This window comes from Gottfriedia sp. OAE603, assembly GCF_040543965.1.
Taxonomy (GTDB): Bacteria; Bacillota; Bacilli; order Bacillales; family Bacillaceae_G; genus Gottfriedia; species Gottfriedia solisilvae.
In genome coordinates, this window is the sequence record NZ_JBEUNN010000001.1 from 1,542,642 (window position 1) to 1,562,560 (window position 19,919).

At 33.4% G+C, this 19,919-nt stretch carries 20 protein-coding genes and 1 pseudogene; 20 read left to right on the top strand and 1 reads right to left on the bottom strand.

Features of this window, described 5'->3' with window-relative positions:
- Positions 1-9: 9 nt before the first annotated feature.
- From ABID96_RS07635 to ABID96_RS07660, 6 genes are all read left to right on the top strand, one after another.
- Complete coding sequence (locus ABID96_RS07635) at positions 10-621, top strand: flavin reductase family protein (RefSeq protein ID WP_192601488.1); 612 nt, start codon at positions 10-12, stop codon at positions 619-621.
- A gap of 3 nt (positions 622-624) precedes the next feature.
- The gene (locus tag ABID96_RS07640; RefSeq protein ID WP_192601489.1) at positions 625-1,521 is read left to right on the top strand and encodes a fumarylacetoacetate hydrolase family protein; all 897 of its coding nucleotides are present in this window, start codon (positions 625-627) and stop codon (positions 1,519-1,521) included.
- 10 nt (positions 1,522-1,531) lie between these two features.
- Positions 1,532-2,683, top strand: a complete 1,152-nt coding sequence (locus ABID96_RS07645; protein ID WP_192601490.1) for a homogentisate 1,2-dioxygenase — start codon at positions 1,532-1,534, stop codon at positions 2,681-2,683.
- A gap of 342 nt (positions 2,684-3,025) precedes the next feature.
- Positions 3,026-4,108: a histidinol-phosphate transaminase gene (gene hisC, locus ABID96_RS07650; protein WP_192601491.1), complete on the top strand. Its 1,083-nt coding sequence runs from the start codon at positions 3,026-3,028 to the stop codon at positions 4,106-4,108.
- Positions 4,109-4,673: 565 nt separating this feature from the next.
- On the top strand, positions 4,674-4,973 hold the full coding sequence (locus ABID96_RS07655; protein ID WP_192601492.1) for a 3-isopropylmalate dehydrogenase: 300 nt from the start codon (positions 4,674-4,676) through the stop codon (positions 4,971-4,973).
- A gap of 362 nt (positions 4,974-5,335) precedes the next feature.
- Positions 5,336-7,921 (top strand): transglycosylase domain-containing protein, encoded by a 2,586-nt coding sequence (locus ABID96_RS07660; protein ID WP_192601493.1) that lies wholly within the window; start codon positions 5,336-5,338, stop codon positions 7,919-7,921.
- Positions 7,922-8,046: 125 nt separating this feature from the next.
- Here the strand turns inward: ABID96_RS07660 and ABID96_RS07665 are convergent.
- Positions 8,047-8,530: pseudogene (locus ABID96_RS07665) on the bottom strand (GyrI-like domain-containing protein).
- 406 nt (positions 8,531-8,936) lie between these two features.
- Here ABID96_RS07665 and ABID96_RS07670 point away from each other — a divergent pair.
- The 14 genes from ABID96_RS07670 to ABID96_RS07730 all read left to right on the top strand — a co-directional run bounded on the left by ABID96_RS07670 (position 8,937) and on the right by ABID96_RS07730 (position 19,870).
- Positions 8,937-9,854, top strand: coding sequence for an ATP phosphoribosyltransferase regulatory subunit (locus ABID96_RS07670; protein WP_192601494.1), 918 nt, complete (start codon positions 8,937-8,939; stop codon positions 9,852-9,854).
- Complete coding sequence (gene hisG, locus ABID96_RS07675; protein ID WP_192601495.1) at positions 9,851-10,498, top strand: ATP phosphoribosyltransferase; 648 nt, start codon at positions 9,851-9,853, stop codon at positions 10,496-10,498. Before ABID96_RS07670 ends, hisG begins: the two co-directional genes overlap by 4 nt.
- Positions 10,479-11,759, top strand: a complete 1,281-nt coding sequence (gene hisD, locus ABID96_RS07680) for a histidinol dehydrogenase (protein ID WP_483301337.1) — start codon at positions 10,479-10,481, stop codon at positions 11,757-11,759. The genes hisG and hisD overlap by 20 nt, the downstream gene beginning before the upstream one ends.
- Before the next feature lie 2 nt (positions 11,760-11,761).
- Positions 11,762-12,340 (top strand): imidazoleglycerol-phosphate dehydratase HisB, encoded by a 579-nt coding sequence (gene hisB, locus ABID96_RS07685; RefSeq protein WP_192601497.1) that lies wholly within the window; start codon positions 11,762-11,764, stop codon positions 12,338-12,340.
- Between the two features lies 1 nt (position 12,341).
- Positions 12,342-12,965: an imidazole glycerol phosphate synthase subunit HisH gene (gene hisH / locus ABID96_RS07690; protein WP_192601498.1), complete on the top strand. Its 624-nt coding sequence runs from the start codon at positions 12,342-12,344 to the stop codon at positions 12,963-12,965.
- Positions 12,943-13,674: a 1-(5-phosphoribosyl)-5-[(5-phosphoribosylamino)methylideneamino]imidazole-4-carboxamide isomerase gene (gene hisA / locus ABID96_RS07695; protein ID WP_192601499.1), complete on the top strand. Its 732-nt coding sequence runs from the start codon at positions 12,943-12,945 to the stop codon at positions 13,672-13,674. The genes hisH and hisA overlap by 23 nt, the downstream gene beginning before the upstream one ends.
- Positions 13,644-13,904 (top strand): HisA/HisF-related TIM barrel protein, encoded by a 261-nt coding sequence (locus ABID96_RS20790; protein ID WP_483300705.1) that lies wholly within the window; start codon positions 13,644-13,646, stop codon positions 13,902-13,904. The genes hisA and ABID96_RS20790 overlap by 31 nt, the downstream gene beginning before the upstream one ends.
- A 10-nt stretch (positions 13,905-13,914) precedes the next feature.
- On the top strand, positions 13,915-14,403 hold the full coding sequence (hisF, locus tag ABID96_RS20795) for an imidazole glycerol phosphate synthase subunit HisF (RefSeq protein WP_483300707.1): 489 nt from the start codon (positions 13,915-13,917) through the stop codon (positions 14,401-14,403).
- A gap of 12 nt (positions 14,404-14,415) precedes the next feature.
- Positions 14,416-15,051, top strand: coding sequence for a bifunctional phosphoribosyl-AMP cyclohydrolase/phosphoribosyl-ATP diphosphatase HisIE (hisIE, locus tag ABID96_RS07705; protein ID WP_192601501.1), 636 nt, complete (start codon positions 14,416-14,418; stop codon positions 15,049-15,051).
- Entirely contained in the window at positions 15,048-15,863 is an 816-nt protein-coding gene (gene hisJ / locus ABID96_RS07710) for a histidinol-phosphatase HisJ (protein ID WP_192601502.1), read from the top strand. Before hisIE ends, hisJ begins: the two co-directional genes overlap by 4 nt.
- Before the next feature lie 236 nt (positions 15,864-16,099).
- The gene (locus ABID96_RS07715) at positions 16,100-17,065 is read left to right on the top strand and encodes an acetamidase/formamidase family protein (protein ID WP_192601503.1); all 966 of its coding nucleotides are present in this window, start codon (positions 16,100-16,102) and stop codon (positions 17,063-17,065) included.
- Between the two features lie 112 nt (positions 17,066-17,177).
- Positions 17,178-17,960, top strand: a complete 783-nt coding sequence (locus ABID96_RS07720) for an arylamine N-acetyltransferase family protein (protein ID WP_192601504.1) — start codon at positions 17,178-17,180, stop codon at positions 17,958-17,960.
- Positions 17,961-18,108: 148 nt separating this feature from the next.
- On the top strand, positions 18,109-18,534 hold the full coding sequence (locus ABID96_RS07725; RefSeq protein ID WP_192601505.1) for a GNAT family N-acetyltransferase: 426 nt from the start codon (positions 18,109-18,111) through the stop codon (positions 18,532-18,534).
- Between the two features lie 58 nt (positions 18,535-18,592).
- Positions 18,593-19,870: an MDR family MFS transporter gene (locus ABID96_RS07730; RefSeq protein ID WP_192601506.1), complete on the top strand. Its 1,278-nt coding sequence runs from the start codon at positions 18,593-18,595 to the stop codon at positions 19,868-19,870.
- The last annotated feature ends 49 nt before the right edge of the window (positions 19,871-19,919 follow it).

Here is a 19,919-nt window from a genome sequence, read left to right on the forward strand (position 1 = left end):
GTTGTCACAATGGAAATTAGACCGGATACTTTACCATGGCAAGATGCTTATAAGCTATTAATTGGTTCAGTTTTACCACGTCCAATTGCTTTTGTGTCAACAAAGAATACTGAAGGTGTAGCGAATGTTGCACCTTTTAGTTTCTTTACAGCAATTTGTGCTGATCCAATGCTAGTTTGCTTTGCTCCAATGATTAGAGGAACAGATGGAGATAAAAAAGATACACTAAAGAATATCGAAAGCACAAAAGAATTTATCATTAATATTGTGAGTGAAGAAATTTGCGAACAAGTAAATCAAGCTGCAACTGATTTTGCTTATGGAGTAGATGAATTCGAAATGGTTGGACTTACAAAAATTGATGGTATAACTGTGAATGTTCCAAGAGTGAAGGAAAGTTTAGTAGGTCTAGAATGTGAACTTTTTGAGTTATTACATTTTGGTGAAAACAAAGGTGCTGGTAGTTTAGTAATTGGTAAAGTTGTCAATGTTCATATTAATGATGAATTATATGAAAATGGCAAAATCAATACTGAAAAATTAAATCCAGTTGGACGTTTGGCTGGTCACTCATATACAAAAGCAATTACAGACACATTTGCGATTGAGAGAAAAAGGTGAATTATGAAATTTATTACATTTTTATATGAAGGAAAAGAAAAAGCAGGAATATTAGTAGATGACCAGGTGCTTGATATAAATAAATTAAGCAATGGCAAAATACCATCCGATTTACTATCTATTCTAGAAAACTATGATGAATATAAAAATGATATTGCTGAATTAACAGGAGCAGGAATTCCACTTTCTTCTGTTGAATTGCGATCACCACTTCCAAAGCCGTCTAGTATACGTGATTTTTATGCATTTGAGGAACATGTTAAAACATCTCGAGGTAGACGAGGTTTAGAGATGATTCCTGAATGGTATGAAGTACCAGTATTCTATTTCACTAATCATAGAGCGGTAATTGGACCAGAGGATAGTGTATTTATTCCCTCTAATTGTAAGCGAATGGATTATGAACTAGAAATTGCTTGTATTATCAAAAAAGCAGGAAGTAATATCTCAGTTGAAGAAGCAGATGATTATATTTTAGGATACACAATTATGAATGACTGGAGTGCTAGGGATCTTCAAGCACATGAAATGAAGGTCGGTTTAGGTCCATCTAAGGGTAAGGATTTTGCAACATCACTTGGGCCATGGATTGTAACCAAAGATGAAATTGAACAATATAGAAAGAATAAAAGCTACGATTTGCAGATGACTGCCACAATAAACGGAAAGGTCATTTCTAGTGGTAATTTTTCTTCAATCTATTACTCATTTTCAGAATTAATTTCACATGCATCAAAAAATGTCACCTTATATCCTGGGGATGTAATCGGATCAGGAACAGTTGGTACAGGGTGCATTTTAGAGCTAGGTGAAGAGAAGCATAGATGGTTAGAAGATGGAGATGAGGTAGAACTTCATATCACCGGTTTAGGAAAGCTAAGAAATATCGTTAGAAAGTGAGGGGAAGATATTGTATTATCGCACTTTAGGTAAAGTACCAAGAAAAAGGCATATTCAATTTAAAAAAGAAGATGGAACACTATTTAGAGAACAGGTAATGGGGACAAAAGGATTTTCCGGTACTCAATCCATTTTGTATCATCACCATATGCCTACATCAGTAAGTGAAACTTCATTTTACAAATCACTTAATATCGAGTTTGAAGAGCAATCCTCTTTACAACATCGTCATATTAGAACAAATAATATTGAGAAGACTGGCGATGCATTAGAAGGAAGAATGTATGTTTTAGGTAATTCAGACCTATTAATCGCTGTTTGTAATGTTACGGTAGAAAGCCAATATTTTTATCGCAACGGTGAAGGTGATGAAATGTTATTCGTACATTACGGCACTGGTGAACTTCAAACGATGTTTGGAACAATTAGGTACCGAAAAGGTGATTATTTAATGATTCCGATTGGGACAATATACAAGCTTGTGCCAACTTCGGATACAAAATTATTAATTGTTGAGTCAAACTCTCAACTTACAACGCCAAGACGCTATCGTAATGAATATGGACAAATGCTTGAGCATAGCCCATTTTGTGAGCGTGATTTTAGAGGACCTGAAACTTTAGAGACATTTGATGAAAAAGGTGAATTTACAGTATTAACGAGAGCGAGAGGAAATTTATATAAACATGTATTAACACATCATCCATTTGATGTAGTTGGTTGGGATGGTTATTTATATCCATGGGCATTTAATATTGAGGATTTTGAACCAATTACTGGTCGAATTCACCAACCACCTCCTGTCCATCAAACATTTGAAGGACATAATTTTGTCGTTTGCTCATTCGTTCCAAGATTATACGATTACCATCCAGAAGCAATTCCTGCGCCTTATGTCCATAGTAACGTAAATAGCGACGAAGTACTTTACTATGTAGAAGGTAATTTTATGAGTAGAAAAGGGATTGAACAAGAATCAATCACTCTTCATCCGTCTGGTATTCCACATGGACCTCATCCAGGAAAAACTGAAGGAAGTATTGGCAAAAAAGAAACATTAGAACTAGCAGTTATGATTGATACATTTAAACCACTTTATGTCGTGAAGGATGCTCATGCCTATGAGGATCCAGCTTATATGAGTAGTTGGATAGAAAAGTAGAGTCTTATGATTCTACTTTTTATTTAGAAAAGCGAAAGCAAGCTCATCCAGTTCTGAAGGGAATATCTCCATATATCTGAATAAGTGGTGGTTTATCCACTTCAAAGAAATATGGAATATTACCGAAGAGCTAGCTTGTGGAGCTAGACCGAATGAAAGGCGAAAACAAGCTCGTCCAACTCTGCAGGGTGGATCTACATCTTTCTAGAAGATTCCCGAAGAGATAACATATAAAACTAATTTTTAGAAAACTCTAGCAAATAAAACTAGATAAACGACATATGAATATGATAAACTAGCAACATTATACAAAAAATTTGAATATGAAAAGGAGATTTTTGCATGTATGTGAAACCACAAATTTTGACACTTCAAGCTTATAAACCAGGAAAACCTAGTGAAGTAGTCATGAGAGAATATGGTCTCGATAAAGTTGTAAAACTTGCTTCAAATGAAAATCCGTTTGGTTGTTCTCCTAAAGTATTTGAAGAATTAAGAAATGTAGTCAGTAAATTTGCCATTTATCCTGATGGTGCAACAGAGGTTTTAAGTGAAAAAGTAGCAAATTTTCTTGGAGTAGCTCCTAATCAATTAATCTTCGGAAGCGGTGCTGATGAAGTCATTCAAATGATTAGTAGAGCCTTACTTACAAAAGAACATAATATTGTACAAGCTGCTTTAACTTTCTCACAATATTCACATCACGCAGTAATTGAAGGAGCAGAAGTTAGAAGTGTACCACTTGTAAATGGCGTACATGATTTAGATGAAATGCTTGAACAAGTTGATCAAAACACGAAAATAGTATGGATTTGTAATCCAAATAACCCAACAGGTACATACATTCATACACGCCAATTAACAGCGTTTTTAGAAAATGTCCCATCATCAACATTTGTTGTAGTTGATGAAGCGTACTTTGAATATGTATCTGCTTCAGATTATCCTAAAACAATCTCATTATTAAATAAATATGAGAATTTAGTTGTCTTACGTACTTTTTCAAAAGCATACGGCCTAGCATCTTTCCGAATCGGATATGGTGTAGCAAATAGTAAGCTAATCGAAGAAATTAATATTGCTAGATTACCGTTTAACACTTCTATGGTTGCACAAGTTGCAGCAATAGCTTCATTAGAGGATCAAGTATTCATTCAAAATTGCGTACAGCAAAACAAAAAAGGTATGGAGCAATATACTGCATTTTTTGATGCATATGGCATTGAATACTATCCATCTCAAGCTAACTTTATCTACATCCCAGTTTCAAATAGCCAAGAAATCTTTACTCAACTAGAATCAAAAGGATATATTATTCGCGCATTCCCGAACGGAATCCGCATTACAATTGGAACTGCAGCGGAAAATGAAGGATTAATTTTACACTTAAAAGCGATCCTAACAGACAAGTCTGCTATTAAATAAGAACTCAACTTCTCTAAACCAATAATGTATTAGGTTGATTAAAAGAACAAAAATATAATTTAATAATTAATTTGAAGACCAAATCGAGTATGATTTGGTCTTTTTGTTATTTTGACTATAACTATAATAAGACACAGAACTTCACATTCGAATTAAAAATTCATAGACAGTATTTTAAGAAGTATATTTTGATTTATTCAATTTATATTGATTTCTAAATTAAAAAAGATATCCAGGTGTGCAATCACAAAAATTGAAAAAAGTAGATTTGCACTTTTTAAGTGTTTATGAATGCTAGGAGTATAAAGATAGTTTTTCTTAGAGTCCACCCAATATCACAAAATGATTCGAACGGAAGGTGCTCGTCTCCTGTGAGAGTAGCGGGACAGCTGGCGCCGAGGAAGCTCAGCGCACGCCCCACGGAAAGCGAGCATCCTGGAGTGGAAATCAACGCATTCTCTATTTTTCAGGCACCTCTTTAATTAAAATTTGATACGAAAGGAGTATTGATACTATTAAAGGAATATTTTACCAAAAGTAGAATGTTTAATTTAGGAGGGATAAAATGTCTAGTAATTTAATAATCATTTTAATATTGTTAGCAAACATACTATGCGTAAATTTAATTGCATTTTTTATTTATAGAAAATCAAAGAATCTATACCTAGCAGCATTGATCATCTTTGTTCTTGCATGTATTTTAGCGATTGTTGAAGGAATCATCGCTGTGATGATTATTCAAGATGGCTTCGCATTTTTCTTCGGATTAAATGTCGTTGGTTATTGTTTAATGATCAATAGTATAATTGTTTTTCTTTTGGCAATTTTAATGTCAATTGTTAAATTTTTTAAAAGACTAAATTAAGTAAATATTACTGAACAAGTGGTGTGGAGTTGCGATTGCAGCTCCTTTTGAACGTTAATTGGGTATGAAATATACGTACAAAACATAAAGACTTATAATATTCCAAATTATTACAAAAAAGGGTATTATTCTATCTTTGTAGTATTATTTATGATGGGAAAAAAATCCATTAGTATATTAGTAGAGTAAATCGTTTTTACGATCCTGAGATCTGACTAATAGAATAAAAGGAGAAAAGATGGTGATTCGTGTTTTAAATTGAGTTCAAATTGAAAAGAAGATTTCTAAAAAAGCATTTGTATAGAAAACAATAAGTAACTATGAAAATATTTTTTATAAGTTTTGAAAGGTAGGAAAAAAAGATGGCAAAAGAGTATCGTTCACGAGAAGAACGTAAACGAATGGAAAAGCCTTCAAAAGGAACTCCTAAAAAACGAGAAGGTTTATTAAAGAAAATAATCCTCATCATTTTAACATGTGGTTTAGTAGGCTTATTAGGCGTTGTTGGTACATTTTACTACTTAATTAGTGATGCACCTAAATTAGATACAAAGAAGCTTCAAGTTCCTTTATCATCAACTATATTAGATAAAGATGGAAATGTAATTGCTGAATTAGGAAAAGAGCGTCGTACGAAAGTTTCTTATAGTGAGATTCCTAAAGTTGTAGAAGATGCGTTTCTTGCGACAGAAGATATACGTTTTTATAAGCATAAAGGTGTAGACACTCGCCGTGTCGTTGGTGCTGTTTTAGCAAACATTACTGGCGGGTTTGGTTCTCAAGGTGGTAGTACCATTACCCAACAGGTCGTAAAAAATTCATTTTTATCACCAGAAAAAACGATCAAACGTAAGGTACAAGAATGGTATTTAGCATTCCAATTAGAACAAAAATATTCAAAACATCAAATTTTGGAACTGTATTTAAATAAGGTTTATTTTTCAAACGGTTTAAAAGGTCAAGGTGTATATGGAATTGCAAAAGCAAGTGAACGATATTTTAGTAAGGACTTATCAGAAATTACATTACCTGAGGCAGCAACTTTAGCAGGGATGGTACAAAGTCCAAATAACTTTAATCCTGCTAAGCATCCTAAGGCATCTGAAAATAGAAGAAATATTGTTCTTAGCCAAATGAAGAAATACGGATATATTACAGAGGATCAATTTACACAATCAAAAGCGATTCCTATGGAGAAGTTAATCAAAGTCCAAGAAGATGAAAGTGTAAAGTATCATTCATTTTTAGACGTTGTCATTGATGAAGTAGAAAAAAATGGAGATGCAAATGTTTATACAGACGGATTAATAATTGAAACGACGCTAGATACTAAGGCCCAAGATAAGGCTGATGAAATCATTAATCGCGGAAAAGAATTTTATCCAAGTGATGAGTTTCAAACAGGATTTGTATTAACTGATACGAAGACAGGGGAAATCAAGGCAGTTGGAGCTGGTAGAAATACAACATCAGGTGGTTTAAATTTTTCAACAGATATAAAAAGACAACCTGGGTCTACGATCAAACCAGTTTTAGATTATGGACCAGCAATTCAAAATTTAAAATGGTCAACAAATCACCAAATTGTTGATGAGCCTTATCAATATTCTGATGGAACACCAATTAGAAACTCTGACAAAAATTACAAAGGGCAAATATCAATCCGTGAGGCTCTTACAAGATCAAGGAATATACCGGCTTTAAAAACAATTCAAGAAGTTGGCTTAGATCGTTCACGTGAATTTGGTAATGGGCTTGGTTTTAATTTCGAAAAAGATACATTTTACGAGTCTCATTCAATCGGTGGATTTACTGGTGTGTCCGCAATGGAAATGGCTGGAGCTTACGCTGCATTTGGTAATGGTGGAGTGTATATCAAACCACATGCAGTAACAAGAATCATTTATCAAGATAAAACAGAAAAAGTGTTAACACCAGAACCAAAGCAGGCTATGAGTGATTACACTGCATATATGATTACAGATATGCTTAGAGATGTTGTTAAATCGCCAAGTGGAACAGGTGGTTTGGCAAATATTCCTGGGCTTGATATGGTCGGAAAAACAGGTACAACAAATTATCCAGATGATGTAAAAGCTAAATATGGTTTTCCATCAAATGCTACACGAGATAGTTGGTTTGTTGGCTATACGCCAGATGTAACAGTGTCTGTTTGGACGGGCTATGAAAAAAATAAAAAAGACCATTACTTAGGACAAAGTTCTGTAAAAATTGCCAAATATATCGCAAAAGATATGTTACAAGAAACAGCAAATTCATCTTCAAAATTCCAAAAGCCAGATTCAGTAGTGGAAATTCGTGATGAATTGTTTATTAAAGGTGAAAAAATGGATGAGGTTCCTAAAGATGAATTATTGGAACCAGCACAAAAAGTTACTTCAAAATTTGATGAAACAACAGGAAATATTTTATTGAATTGGCAATATCCATCAGACTTATTACCATCAACTACATTTGAAGTAAGTTATGAAGCAAATAAAGTTGCAGGACAAACGCAAAAAGTTCAAGGAACTACAGCAACCATTTCTGGAATTGTGCCAGGAGATATTGTAAAAATTAAAATAGTTGCAACTAGTGAAGAAGGAAAGAGTAATCCTGTAACAATTACTGTAGATTTAACATCGGCAGTAGAACCAACTACCCCAACAGATGATGACACTCAAACTGGTGATGACAATGGTAGTGGGGATAATGACGACACAGAAGATGATAATGATGGTATAGATAATGGAAATGGTACTGACGATGGAAATGAGGATGATAATGGTGATCCGATAACGCCAGAGACTACAGATCCAAATAAACCTACTGTACCTACAAACCCAACAAAACCAACAAAACCACAAGAAAATGGTGGCATTAAAAATTCAACATCATTTTACTTAGATTCAGAAATGAATACAAAAAATTTCAGGGTTTTATCATAATAGAATAATAATATTGAAAAAAAGGATAGGAATGCAGGAGTGTTATCTGCATTTCTATCCTTTTTTGTAACTCAAATGACCACATATACAACTATATTTTTTTGAGTCCTTCTTACTAAACTGAATTATTTTATAGATATATATATATCAACTTGACTATTATTCGGATCAATTGAACGTTCATCATATAATTCAAAGTCCGTTGTAAATGCTCTTTTATTTGTTTTGGACCATTCCCATATATGTTGCCAAGCTTCGACGACCACTTCTTGAACGGGTCCTTTTCTTGTGGTAAATACAATATATTGATTAGGTTCAATCGTATAATTTTTCATTCCATCAGGAATCTGTTCAATATTACTTACTTCTGCTCCAATGGCAAAAGAATATAAACCATTTTCATCAGTTTCATAATTTGTGTAGAGTGCTAGAATGGTTGCGTTCTTTTTTACTTTGAATTTGGTTTGCTAATTGATTTGAATAAAATTTTTCCCACTGTTTAGGGATTAAAGCATTTTCACTCATTTCAATTTGATTTGTTGTTGTAACAAAGTCACCAATGAAAAACATGGGTTCATTTTTTATGAATACTCTTTCAGTTGTAGTCATCATATAATTCCTCCGATTGGAAAATTTTCTCAATAAAAAGAGTTCGTGATTCTTGTCTTGAATCCCTTTAATTTAAACGGTTTTTGATCTCTTGATTTGAGAAATAGGCAAAAGGTAGTTTTTTAAATATTTAATAAAATAAAATGAAAAGGATTGACAATCCAAACATAATTCTTTAATATTTAAAAAAATGATAACAAGAAGGAGACATAACTATGTTTTTCGCACGCACGATAAATGGGTTACAACATCATCATCCACCCAGGGTTTGAATCTATGGACAAAAATTGACCGTAGATACAAGCCCTCTTCGTGTTACGAAAAAGGTGCTTGTGTCGTGCCAGAAGGCCATGCAGGCATTAACCTGTATGGCCTTTTTATTTTTCCGGAAAGGGGTAGTGAGAAAGTGAATGGGAAATTATTACAAGCTTTGAAAAGCTACGAGTATAAGCGAAAAATGGAAGATTACGTTATAGATCGTGGATATATACCTTTCGAACCTCAAGTCTTCGAGGAATTTGAACATTTTGCCATTCAGAATCCGCGACTACCACGTGAAGAACTAGTCGTTTTACTTTCAGGCAAACAGCAAATTCTTTTATTAAGACCAGATATTACGAGTGCATTAATGAAAGAAATATATCCGATCGCCTTAAAAGAAGAAAAATGTAAGATTTTTTATCAATCAATCGTTTATAGAAACAATGAAGAAGGGATCAAAGAGATCAATCAATTTGGAATAGAGAATTTTGGTGAAATAAATGATTCTACTGAAATTGAAATCATTGTAATGGCAATAGATTTATTAAGTAAACAACCTTTTATTTTGGAAATAGGGCATACAGGGTTTTTAGAAGGATTATTTAATGAATGTGATCTTTCAAAAGAACAAAAAAACTTAGTCAAACGACTTATTTACTTGAAAAATTCAGATGAATTAAAAATATGGTCTGAAAAAACAATTCTTCCAAAAGAAGTAAAGCGTGTCCTAAACGAATTATTTAATTTACAAGGAAAGGGGAAAGAAATAAGTTCGTTGCTAACCAGTTGTATTTTAAACAAGCAAATGAATGAAGCAGTACATAAAATTTTACGATTACAAGAAATAAGTCCAAATATACATGTTGATTTTTCGATAATAAATGAACTTGATTATTATGATGGAATTGTGTTTAAAGGATATTATGATCGACTAAATAAAGAGGTATTAAGGGGCGGACGCTACAAAGTGATTTCTGAAGATTCGGAAAAAACGATGGATGCAATTGGATTTTCGATTGATACGAATGCTTGGATAGAATGTCAGGAGGTGGCATACAAATGAAATGGCTCATCATTGCGGTTGCAAAGGGGAGATTGGAAGACGAAGTAAAAAAGATACTAGCTCAAGCTGGACTTGGCAATGTAATTGATTCCGACTCAAGAAAATTAATTTTTGAAGATGATATAAATCGAACTAGATACTTGGTCGTCAAGCCAGTAGACGTGGCTACTTACGTTGAAAGTGGTGTTGCTGATTTAGGATTCGTTGGAAAAGATGTTTTATTAGAACAAGAAAAGGACGTTTATGAACTGATGGATTTAGAATTCGGTAAATGTATATTTGCTGCAGCAGGGTTTCCAAACACTTTGATTGATAAGGGTGAAGAACCATTAAGGATTGCGACAAAATATCCAAATATCACGACAAATTATTTTCGAGATCGTCAAAAAATAGAATTAATCTATTTAAATGGTTCAGTTGAGCTTGCACCAATCGTTGGTCTATCTGACATCATTGTAGATTTAGTTGAAACAGGTAGTACTTTAAAAGCAAATGGTTTAGTCATCTTAGAGGAAATGATGACAATCAGTGCTAGAGTTATCTCAAATCGAGTTAGTTATCGATTTCAACATGATCGGATACAACAATTTTTAGACGAAGTGAAGAAAGGGAAGATGGTGTATGCTGGAAATTCTATCAATTGAACAAAAAAGCGAAAAGCTTAATCAAATTCTACATAGAACGGTTCTTCCAACGGCTCAGATTGAAAAAAGAGTTGAAGAAATTCTTTCAGATGTGAAAGAAAACGGAGATGCTGCAATTCGTAAATATTCCATCATGTTTGATGAAGTAAACTTAGAAACTTTTGAAGTATCTGAGGAAGAAATATCACAAGCATTGAATGAGATAAATGATGAATTAATGGAAGCACTACTTGCTGCAAAAGAAAATATAGAACGGTACCACGAAAAACAATTACAAACAGGTTACAAAATCGAAAATGAAATATCATCAATTCAACAAATTATTAATCCAATTGAAAGAGTAGGAATTTATATCCCAGGAGGTAAAGCAGCGTATCCTTCAACCGTTCTAATGAACGCGATCCCTGCAAAAATTGCTGGAGTAAATGAAATCGTCATTGTAACGCCTCCAAATAAAGAAGGTAAAATTAAAAGTTCAATTCTAGTTGCAGCGAAATTAGCTGGGGTTTCAAAAGTATTAAAAATAGGTGGTGCTCATGCAATTGGAGCACTAGCCTATGGGACTGAAATGATTCAAAAAGTCGATAAAATTGTCGGTCCTGGAAACTTATATGTAGCTTTGGCTAAGAAAAATGTTTCTGGAATTGTTGGTATTGATATGGTTGCTGGTCCTACTGAAGTGGTTATTTTAGCAGATGAACATGCAAATGAAAGATTTATCGCTGCAGATTTAATGGCGCAAGCTGAGCATGATGAAATGGCATCAAGTATTGTGATTACTACGTCAAATGAATTAGCTGAGAAAATCCAACAAGCATCATATGACTTAATAGAAGAACAACCACGTAAAGAAATCATTCAAAAAGCCTTTGAAAACTATGGGGCGATCATAAAAGTCAATTCAATAGAAGAAGGGCTCAAACTTGTAAATAAAATTTCACCAGAGCACGTTGAAATTTTACTTAAGAATTCAGAAGAATATGTGACAAAGATTAAAAATGCTGGGGCAATTTTTGTAGGAGAGTATACACCAGAACCTGTAGGTGATTATTATGCGGGAACGAATCATACATTGCCTACAAGTGGAACAGCTAGATTTACGTCACCATTGTCGGTTAATGACTTCCAAAAGAAAACATCAGTTGTTCATTACAGTAAGGAAGCACTAAAAGATGCTAGAAATTATATTGAGACAATTGCAAATGAAGAAGGATTATATGGACATAAAAAAGCAATCAGTATCCGTTTTGAGGAGGAATGAAATTGAGAATAGCTAATATTTCAAGACAAACAAAAGAGACGAATATATATTTAAAATTGAATTTGGACGGAGACGGTAATAGTAATATTTATACTGGAATTGGTTTTTTAGATCATATGTTGACGTTATTTTGCTTTCACAGCGGGGTCGATATGGAACTTAATTGTGTTGGAGACCTAGACGTCGATGATCACCATACAACAGAGGATGTAGGGATTACAATCGGGAAAGCATTGTTGGAGTCACTTGGTGAGAAAATTGGGATTAATCGTTATGGATCTAGCTATATCCCAATGGATGAAACTTTAGCAAGAGTAGTGATCGATTTTAGTGGGAGACCCTATCTTGTTTACAATGCCCGATTAGAGCGAGAGAGAGTCGGGACAATGGATACTCAAAATATGAAAGAATTTTTTAAAGCACTAAGTTCAGAAGCTAAAATGAATTGCCATATGGAAGTTTTATATGGGGATAACGACCATCATAAAATCGAGGCATTATTTAAAGCTTTTGGCAGAGCGGTTAAACAGGCAATTGAAGTCAATTCTACTAAATTACCTTCCACGAAAGGACTGCTCTAAAATGAATATCATAATCGATTATGGCGTTGGAAATTTAGATTCATTAAAAAGAGCATGTGAAGAAGTAGATTTCCAAGTGGTTGTTAGTAATAAAGTTGAGGATATCAAACATGCTTCTTCTATAATTCTACCTGGTGTAGGTGCTTATGAGGCAGCTATGAAGGAATTAAATAATCTTAACTTAGTAGACATGATTATAGAAAAAGCAAACAATGGAATACCAATTTTAGGAATCTGTCTTGGCATGCAATTATTATATGAATTTAGTGATGAGAATGGTGGATTTGAAGGACTGGGGCTTCTTAGAGGTACAGTTAAACAAATACCTAATTTTGTGAAGGTTCCACATATGGGATGGAATAAATTATTCTTTAACAAAAACATAAATCTATTAAAGTACGTAAATGAAGAAGAGTATGTATATTTTGTTCACTCATATTATGTAGCTTCTACAAATGAGGAAGTAGTAGCTTTTAGTGATTATGGTGTGAAAATCCCAGCAATTGTGAATCAAACTAATATAGTAGGTATGCAATTTCATCCAGAAAAAAGTAGTGAGACGGGGTTAAATCTATTAAAAGCATTTAAGGAGCTGTGTTTATATGATTCTATTTCCAGCAATTGATTTGAAGGATGGTAAATGTGTACGTTTAGAACAGGGTGATTTTTCAAAACAAGAGATTTATAGTCGTTCTCCTTTAGAGGTTGCATTGGCATTTGAAAAAGTTGGGGCAACTGTACTTCATATTGTTGATTTAGATGGGGCAAGAACTGGTGAAAGACGAAATGCCTCAATCGTTAGAGACATAGTAGAAAATACGAATTTAGACATTCAATTAGGCGGCGGTATCCGTTCCTTAGAAACAATATCATTTTGGTTGGAGCTTGGAATTAAAAACGTGATATTAGGAACAATTGCAATCGAAAATATGAACATTGTAAAGGAAGCAGTGGAACGCTACGGGGAACGAATCATTGTCGGAGTTGATGCAAAGAACTCATTTGTTGCAACTAATGGCTGGGAAAAAGCTACTGCTCAAAATAGCTTTGAATTCTGTAAAAAACTTGAAAAATTAGGTGTGAAATCAGTCGTTTATACAGATATAGCGAAGGACGGAATGCTTAGTGGACCAAATATAGAAGCATATAAAAAGCTGTCTAGTGAAACGAATTTACAGATTATTGCATCCGGAGGAGTAAGCTCAATTGATGATTTACTATCACTTCAAAAACTACATCTTTATGGGGCAATTTCAGGTAAGGCTTTGTATGAGAAGAAGTTTTCTTTAGAGGAGGCGCTAAGATGCTTGCAAGAAGAATCATACCTTGCTTAGATGTTCGAAATGGGCGAGTAGTAAAGGGGAAGCAATTTTCAAGCATTCAGGATGTTGACTCTCCTACAAAGCTAGGGAGATTTTATAGTGATCACGGAGCGGATGAACTTGTTTTTTACGATATAACTGCTTCAAATGAAGAGAGAAATATTTCATTACAATTCGTTTCAGATGTAGCAAAAGAATTGAGAATTCCCGTTTTGTGTTGGTGGTGGCGTTCGAACAATTGATGATTTTACAATGCTTTTAAGAAATGGTGCTGACAAAGTGTCGATTAATTCTTCGGCAGTTATGGATCCAGATTTAATTAAGGAAGCATCGGATCGATTCGGTTCTCAATGCGTCGTCTTATCAATCGACGCGAAGAAAAATAATGCTGGCGTATATAAGGTATATATAAATGGTGGTCGAAAAGAGACGGATTTAGAAGTAGTTGAATGGGCTAAACGCGGAGTTGAACTTGGTGCAGGAGAAATTGTCATCAATAGTATCAATGAAGACGGAATGAAATCTGGCTATGATATAGAGCTATTACAAAAAATAACAAGTACAGTCAACGTTCCAGTCATCGCATCTGGTGGAGCTGGGAAACTAAATGATTTTTATGAAGCTATTGAAGAAGCAAATGTAGATGGTGTTTTAGCAGCGTCCGTATTTCACTTTGGTGAGATTCAAATAAGCGATCTAAAAGATTATTTAAATAAGAAAGGTATTTCTATTCGATTATAGGGGGAGTAGTATATGTTTCAGATTCATAACATTCAATTTAATGAAAAAGGATTAGTTCCGGCAATTGTCCAAGATGTTAAAACAAAAGACGTATTAATGCTTGCATATATGAATGAAGTATCGATTCAACAAACTTTACAGACAGGATATGCAACATATTATAGTAGAAGTCGTCAAAAACTTTGGGTAAAAGGTGAAACATCTGGAAATCGACAGGCAGTAAAATCTATCGCATATGATTGTGATCAGGACACGATTTTAATGCAAGTAGAGCAAAATGGTGTAGCTTGCCATACAGGAAACTGGAGCTGCTTTCATGAAAAGACTGATGTAAGTAGCTCTGATGTGAAATATAATCTAAATATCTTAAATGAACTGTATCAAACAATCGTTAATCGAAAATCAAATCCTGTTGAAGGTTCTTATACTACATACTTGTTTGATAAAGGTATTGATAAAATTCTAAAAAAAGTAGGAGAAGAATCGAGTGAAGTAATCATAGGTGCAAAAAACGATGATACGAATGAACTTGTATATGAAATAAGTGACTTAGTTTATCACGTAATGGTACTAATGGTTGAAAAAGGTGTGAGGCTGGACGAAATTAAAGAAGCGCTAGTAAATAGAAGAGAGAAGGTTCGCTCTTGAAGATTGATGGTCATACGCATACCCATTATTGTCCACATGGAAGTGGTGACAATGTTGAATTAATGATTCAAAAAGCAATAGAATTAGGTTTTGACGAATATCATATCACCGAACACTCTCCAATTCCTTCGTCATTTAAAAGCAGTTTGCAACCATTGGAAGTTATCGATACTTTAGCAATGAATGAGGGAGAAGTAGATGGTTATGTAAAAGAAATGATCGCCTTAAAAGGAAAATATAAAGATAGAATAACAGTAAAAGTTGGTTTTGAATTAGATTACTTACCCATGGATACAGAGTGGACAAAACATTTTCTGAATGAATATGGAAAATACTGTGATACGGGCGTATTATCTGTGCATTTTTTAGAAGGAATAGATGGTTGGCGTTGTATTGACTATCAAGCAGAGGATACACTTGAAGGACTAGTAAACTATTATGGTAGTACCGAAGATTTCCAATTAGCTTATTATGAAATTGTAAAGCAATCAATTTTAGTAGATTTAGGTCAATATAAGCCAAAAAGAATTGGTCATATGACTTTATGTAATAAATTTAAACAATTTCTACAGTGTGAGGAAACGAACGAAATAAAACAGAATCAAATCGATATCTTACATCTAATCAAACAAGAACAATATGAACTGGATGTAAATACTGCTGGATTATTTAAACCATATTGTGGGGAAACATATCCTCCAATTAATGTAATTGAATATGCAAGACAATTAAGAATTCCCCTCGTTTACGGTTCTGATTCTCATGGTGTGAAGGATATTGGTAGAGGTTATGAAATGGATAATTTAGTGTAATGATAAAAACAGCCGATCCTAAAGTGGTCGCCTGTTTTTTGTTTTGCGCTATGATCTTACATATATGAATGAACAAATGTCGTTTCTAAAAATGAAATACATGATTTAATAAACAACATACTAAACGTAAGAACAAACATAGTGAACAAGGAAATTAAACTTTAAATGCCGAAATAAATAGTAAGAAGAATTTATTCTACAATATAAATTTGTAAATTTGAAAGAAGGATTATCGCATGGCAGAAACATATAAAATGAAAGTTTCCAATCAACATTTACATGCTTCATTTAGTAAAGATTACGAACCAATTATGACAATACGTTCTGGAGATTCTATTGAATTTAATACGATTGATATAGGCTGGGGAATTAATGAAAAAAGCGGGGAAAGAATTCGTTATCAATCAAGGGAACAAGAAGAAGCCTGGGGCCATCCAATGGTGGGGCCTATTTATATTCAAGATGCAAAACCTGGTATGACACTCGAGGTGAAAATAAATAAAATAATAACAGGCTGGTACGGTTGGAATTGTGCTGGAGGTAAAATAAACTGGCAAAATAATGTTTTAAATATAGCAGAGTCACCTGAAGTAACATTAAATTGGACGATAAATGAAGAAAACAAAACCGCGAAAACACATGTGAAAGATCAAGAATTTACTGTTCCACTTAAACCATTTTTAGGTGTATTGAGTACATCGCCAAGTGAATCAGGTATTCATTCAACCATCCCGCCAAGATACTGTGGTGGAAATATTGATTGTAAGGAATTAGTTGAGGGAAGTACAGTTTATCTTCCTATTACTGTAGAAGGGGCACTGTTTTCTGCTGGAGATGGACATGCAGCCCAAGGAGATGGTGAAGTTTCTGGTCAAGCGATTGAATCTCCTTTTGACCAAGTAAATCTTACACTGACAGTTATTAAAGACTTACAATTGAAAATGCCTCGAGCAAATACTCCATTAGGTTGGATTACTTTTGGTTTTGATGAGGATTTAAACATTGCTACAGAAATAGCTTTAGAAGGAATGATTGAGTTAATGCAGGAAATCTACCAGATAGAAAAAACGGAAGCAGTTGCTTTAGCGAGTGTATGTGTAGATCTTAAAATTACCCAAATTGTTAATCAAGTAAAAGGCGTTCATGCAATTTTGCCACATAATCATCTTTTTTCATCGTCTGTAGACAAAAGTAAAGAGTAGAAAAAGGTGCGTTTCTGTCTTTAACAGGAGCGCACTTTTCCATCATAAGTAAAATAGTATACAAGGTAAGATCAAACAGACAATATACCATTTAGTATTGGAGGCAACAGAGTTGAGTCAGCTAAATTCTTTATTTCGAAAAAGGATTGGGTTTACAGAAAGTAACAAAATATCATTCTCTGACTTAGAACATATCCTAACGAAAACTGCATTTAACATACCATTTGAAAATATATGCATTATTAATAAAAATTCAAGTGAGATCACAAAGGATAGCTTGATTCAGAAAATTTTATTAAAAAATGAGGGTGGTCTTTGTTATGAACTAAATGCCATTTTGTACCTCTTCTTAATCGAAAATGGTTTTAAGGCGAGTCTTGTAAGTGGAGTTGTTTATGATCCTGTAAAGTCTGAATACCAAAATATTGGAAGAACACATGTTACGATTCTTTTATCACATGAAGATCAAACATATTTAATTGATACGGGTTTTGGAGCGAATTTACCTTTAAAGCCAGTGCCATTAAATGGGGATATAGTCATTTCTCATAATGGAGAATTTCGTATAAAAAAAGAAAAAACAGCAAATGGCGACTATATTTTGGAAATCAAATTAAAACATAAAGATATTGACTGGAGAATTGGTTACGCGTTTGATTCAGAGAAAACGATCGATGAGATTTCAGATTTAAATGAGATTCAAACGATTATCAAAGAACACGAGAAGTCTCCATTTAATAAGAATCCGTTAATCACAAAACTATCAAATGAAGGCAATATGACATTAACAAATACTTCATTTACTCAATGGAAAAATGGCACAGTTTTGAAAGAAGATATTGATAATGAGAAATTTAAAGAGTTGATGAAGAAGATTTTTAATCATAAAGAATAGAGTTTTGAGTTACAGGGGTTGCATAGGCAACCTTTTCAATTTTGTAAGGAATGCAAAAAAAAGATATTGACTATATTTTTTTGGGTTGGCAATTTTCCTAATAACTGTTATTCTAATTAAGCGAAAAATTAGAAATGGGGGAATTTTCATGCAAATTATACAACAATCAAATCAAGAAGAAACTGACTATATTAGACAGAAAGTTATTGAATATAACATGTCTAAACTCCCAGAAAAACTATTGAAGCCAGTCGAAAAAGTAAGTTTCATCCTTAAAGATGAACATGAAGCGATCCTTGGAGGTATCACCGGTACGATTAAATATAATCATTTACATGTTGATTTTTTATGGGTAGATGAATCCCAACGTGGAACTGGTTATGGAAGGAATTTATTACATAAAATTGAAGAGCTTGCAAAAGAGAAAAAATGTAAATTGATTGTACTAGATTCATTTAGCTTTCAGGCACCGGAATTTTATAAAAAACATGGATATAAACAATTCGGCGTATTAAATGATTATCCAGAAGGGTTTAGTCAGCATTTTTTTGAAAAGAGATTAAATGACGAATAATTGTAAGAATCTGTTTTACAGTTTAATAATTTAATAGAGAAACGAAGGTAGAATAATAATGGAATTACTAAAATTTCACAAAAACATTAAGATTCGACTACTCGAATCTTTTTTGAGTTCAGCAATTGGAAGTATGATTTTTCCCTTTATGGCAATTTATTTATCTAAACATTTTGGTGTGAAATTAGCTGGATTACTTTTACTAGTTAATGTATTTATCGGGATTGCAATGAACTTTTTCGGAGGTTATTTTTCAGATCAATTTGGTCGAAAAAAAACGATGGTCTTTGCAGAAACATTAAGATTATTTGCTTTCGTAGCGATGATGTTCTGTAATTCGCCATGGTTTTTTTCTCCAATCATTACATTTTTCATGATGACTGTTAATAGTATTTGTTGGGGATTAGCAGGACCTGCAAATCAAGCAATGTTAATTGATGTTAGTAAACCTGAAGAACGAAAACTGATGTATTCTATTATGTATTGGTCAAATAACTTATCAATTGCAATTGGTGGAATTATGGGAGGCTTTTTATTCAAAACGTATTTATTTGAACTATTATTGGCTCTTTCAATTGCATCATTTATAACATGGTTTTTAATTACATTTTTCGTTGATGAAAGTATGAAAACACAAAAATCTGAGATGAAAACAATTAGACTGCATGTGAATAAAATGTTTTCGAATTACCGGGATGTATTTCAAGATAAGCTCTTTATTCTTTATGTTATGGCTGGTTTACTTGTCCTTTCAATGGAATTTCAATTAACAAATTATATTAGTATTCGAATAACAAATGAATTCCAAACACAGCAATTGATGGATTGGCATTTTGGAGGAATCGAAATGATTGGATTCCTACGAACTGAAAATACAATTCTTGTAGTGATTATGGCATTATTTGCTACAAAAATTGTAAAGAAAATGAATGATCAACAAACACTTATTTGGAGTTGCGTGGTATTTGTATTTGGGTATGCAATCATTTCATATAGTAATTCTATTTGGTTACTATTTGCTGCGATGTTTGTAGCAACAGTAGCAGAAGTGTTACGTGTCCCTGTACAACAAAACTATATGGCTCATTTACCTTTAGAAGAAACAAGAAGTTCTTATATGGCCGTTGCTGGTTTAACGTTCAACTTAGCTATGCTAATCTGTTCGATAACAGTTGCAATTAGTGCATATTTATCTAGTTTTGCAACATCACTTTTTCTAACAAGCTTAGGTGTTATTGGTATCATTATTTTTGTTCGCATCATACCAGCATTAGAGCGACGTGTAAATGGAGAAACAATATATGTTCCAAGTAAGTCAGTCGAGAACAATGCTTAAAAATCTAATTGAAGTTTTATGTTACTGAGTTGCTATAGGCAACTCTTTT

Coding starts and splice junctions, on each gene's coding strand:
- ABID96_RS07660 (WP_192601493.1), top strand. CDS start 5,336: ATGGCAAAAGAGTATCGTTCACGAGAAGAACGTAAACGAATGGAAAAG.
- ABID96_RS07635 (WP_192601488.1), top strand. CDS start 10: ATGGAAATTAGACCGGATACTTTACCATGGCAAGATGCTTATAAGCTA.
- ABID96_RS07725 (WP_192601505.1), top strand. CDS start 18,109: ATGCAAATTATACAACAATCAAATCAAGAAGAAACTGACTATATTAGA.
- ABID96_RS07640 (WP_192601489.1), top strand. CDS start 625: ATGAAATTTATTACATTTTTATATGAAGGAAAAGAAAAAGCAGGAATA.
- hisA (WP_192601499.1), top strand. CDS start 12,943: ATGATTCTATTTCCAGCAATTGATTTGAAGGATGGTAAATGTGTACGT.
- ABID96_RS07655 (WP_192601492.1), top strand. CDS start 4,674: ATGTCTAGTAATTTAATAATCATTTTAATATTGTTAGCAAACATACTA.
- hisC (WP_192601491.1), top strand. CDS start 3,026: ATGTATGTGAAACCACAAATTTTGACACTTCAAGCTTATAAACCAGGA.
- hisF (WP_483300707.1), top strand. CDS start 13,915: ATGCTTTTAAGAAATGGTGCTGACAAAGTGTCGATTAATTCTTCGGCA.
- ABID96_RS20790 (WP_483300705.1), top strand. CDS start 13,644: ATGCTTGCAAGAAGAATCATACCTTGCTTAGATGTTCGAAATGGGCGA.
- hisG (WP_192601495.1), top strand. CDS start 9,851: ATGAAATGGCTCATCATTGCGGTTGCAAAGGGGAGATTGGAAGACGAA.
- hisH (WP_192601498.1), top strand. CDS start 12,342: ATGAATATCATAATCGATTATGGCGTTGGAAATTTAGATTCATTAAAA.
- ABID96_RS07730 (WP_192601506.1), top strand. CDS start 18,593: ATGGAATTACTAAAATTTCACAAAAACATTAAGATTCGACTACTCGAA.
- ABID96_RS07715 (WP_192601503.1), top strand. CDS start 16,100: ATGGCAGAAACATATAAAATGAAAGTTTCCAATCAACATTTACATGCT.
- hisIE (WP_192601501.1), top strand. CDS start 14,416: ATGTTTCAGATTCATAACATTCAATTTAATGAAAAAGGATTAGTTCCG.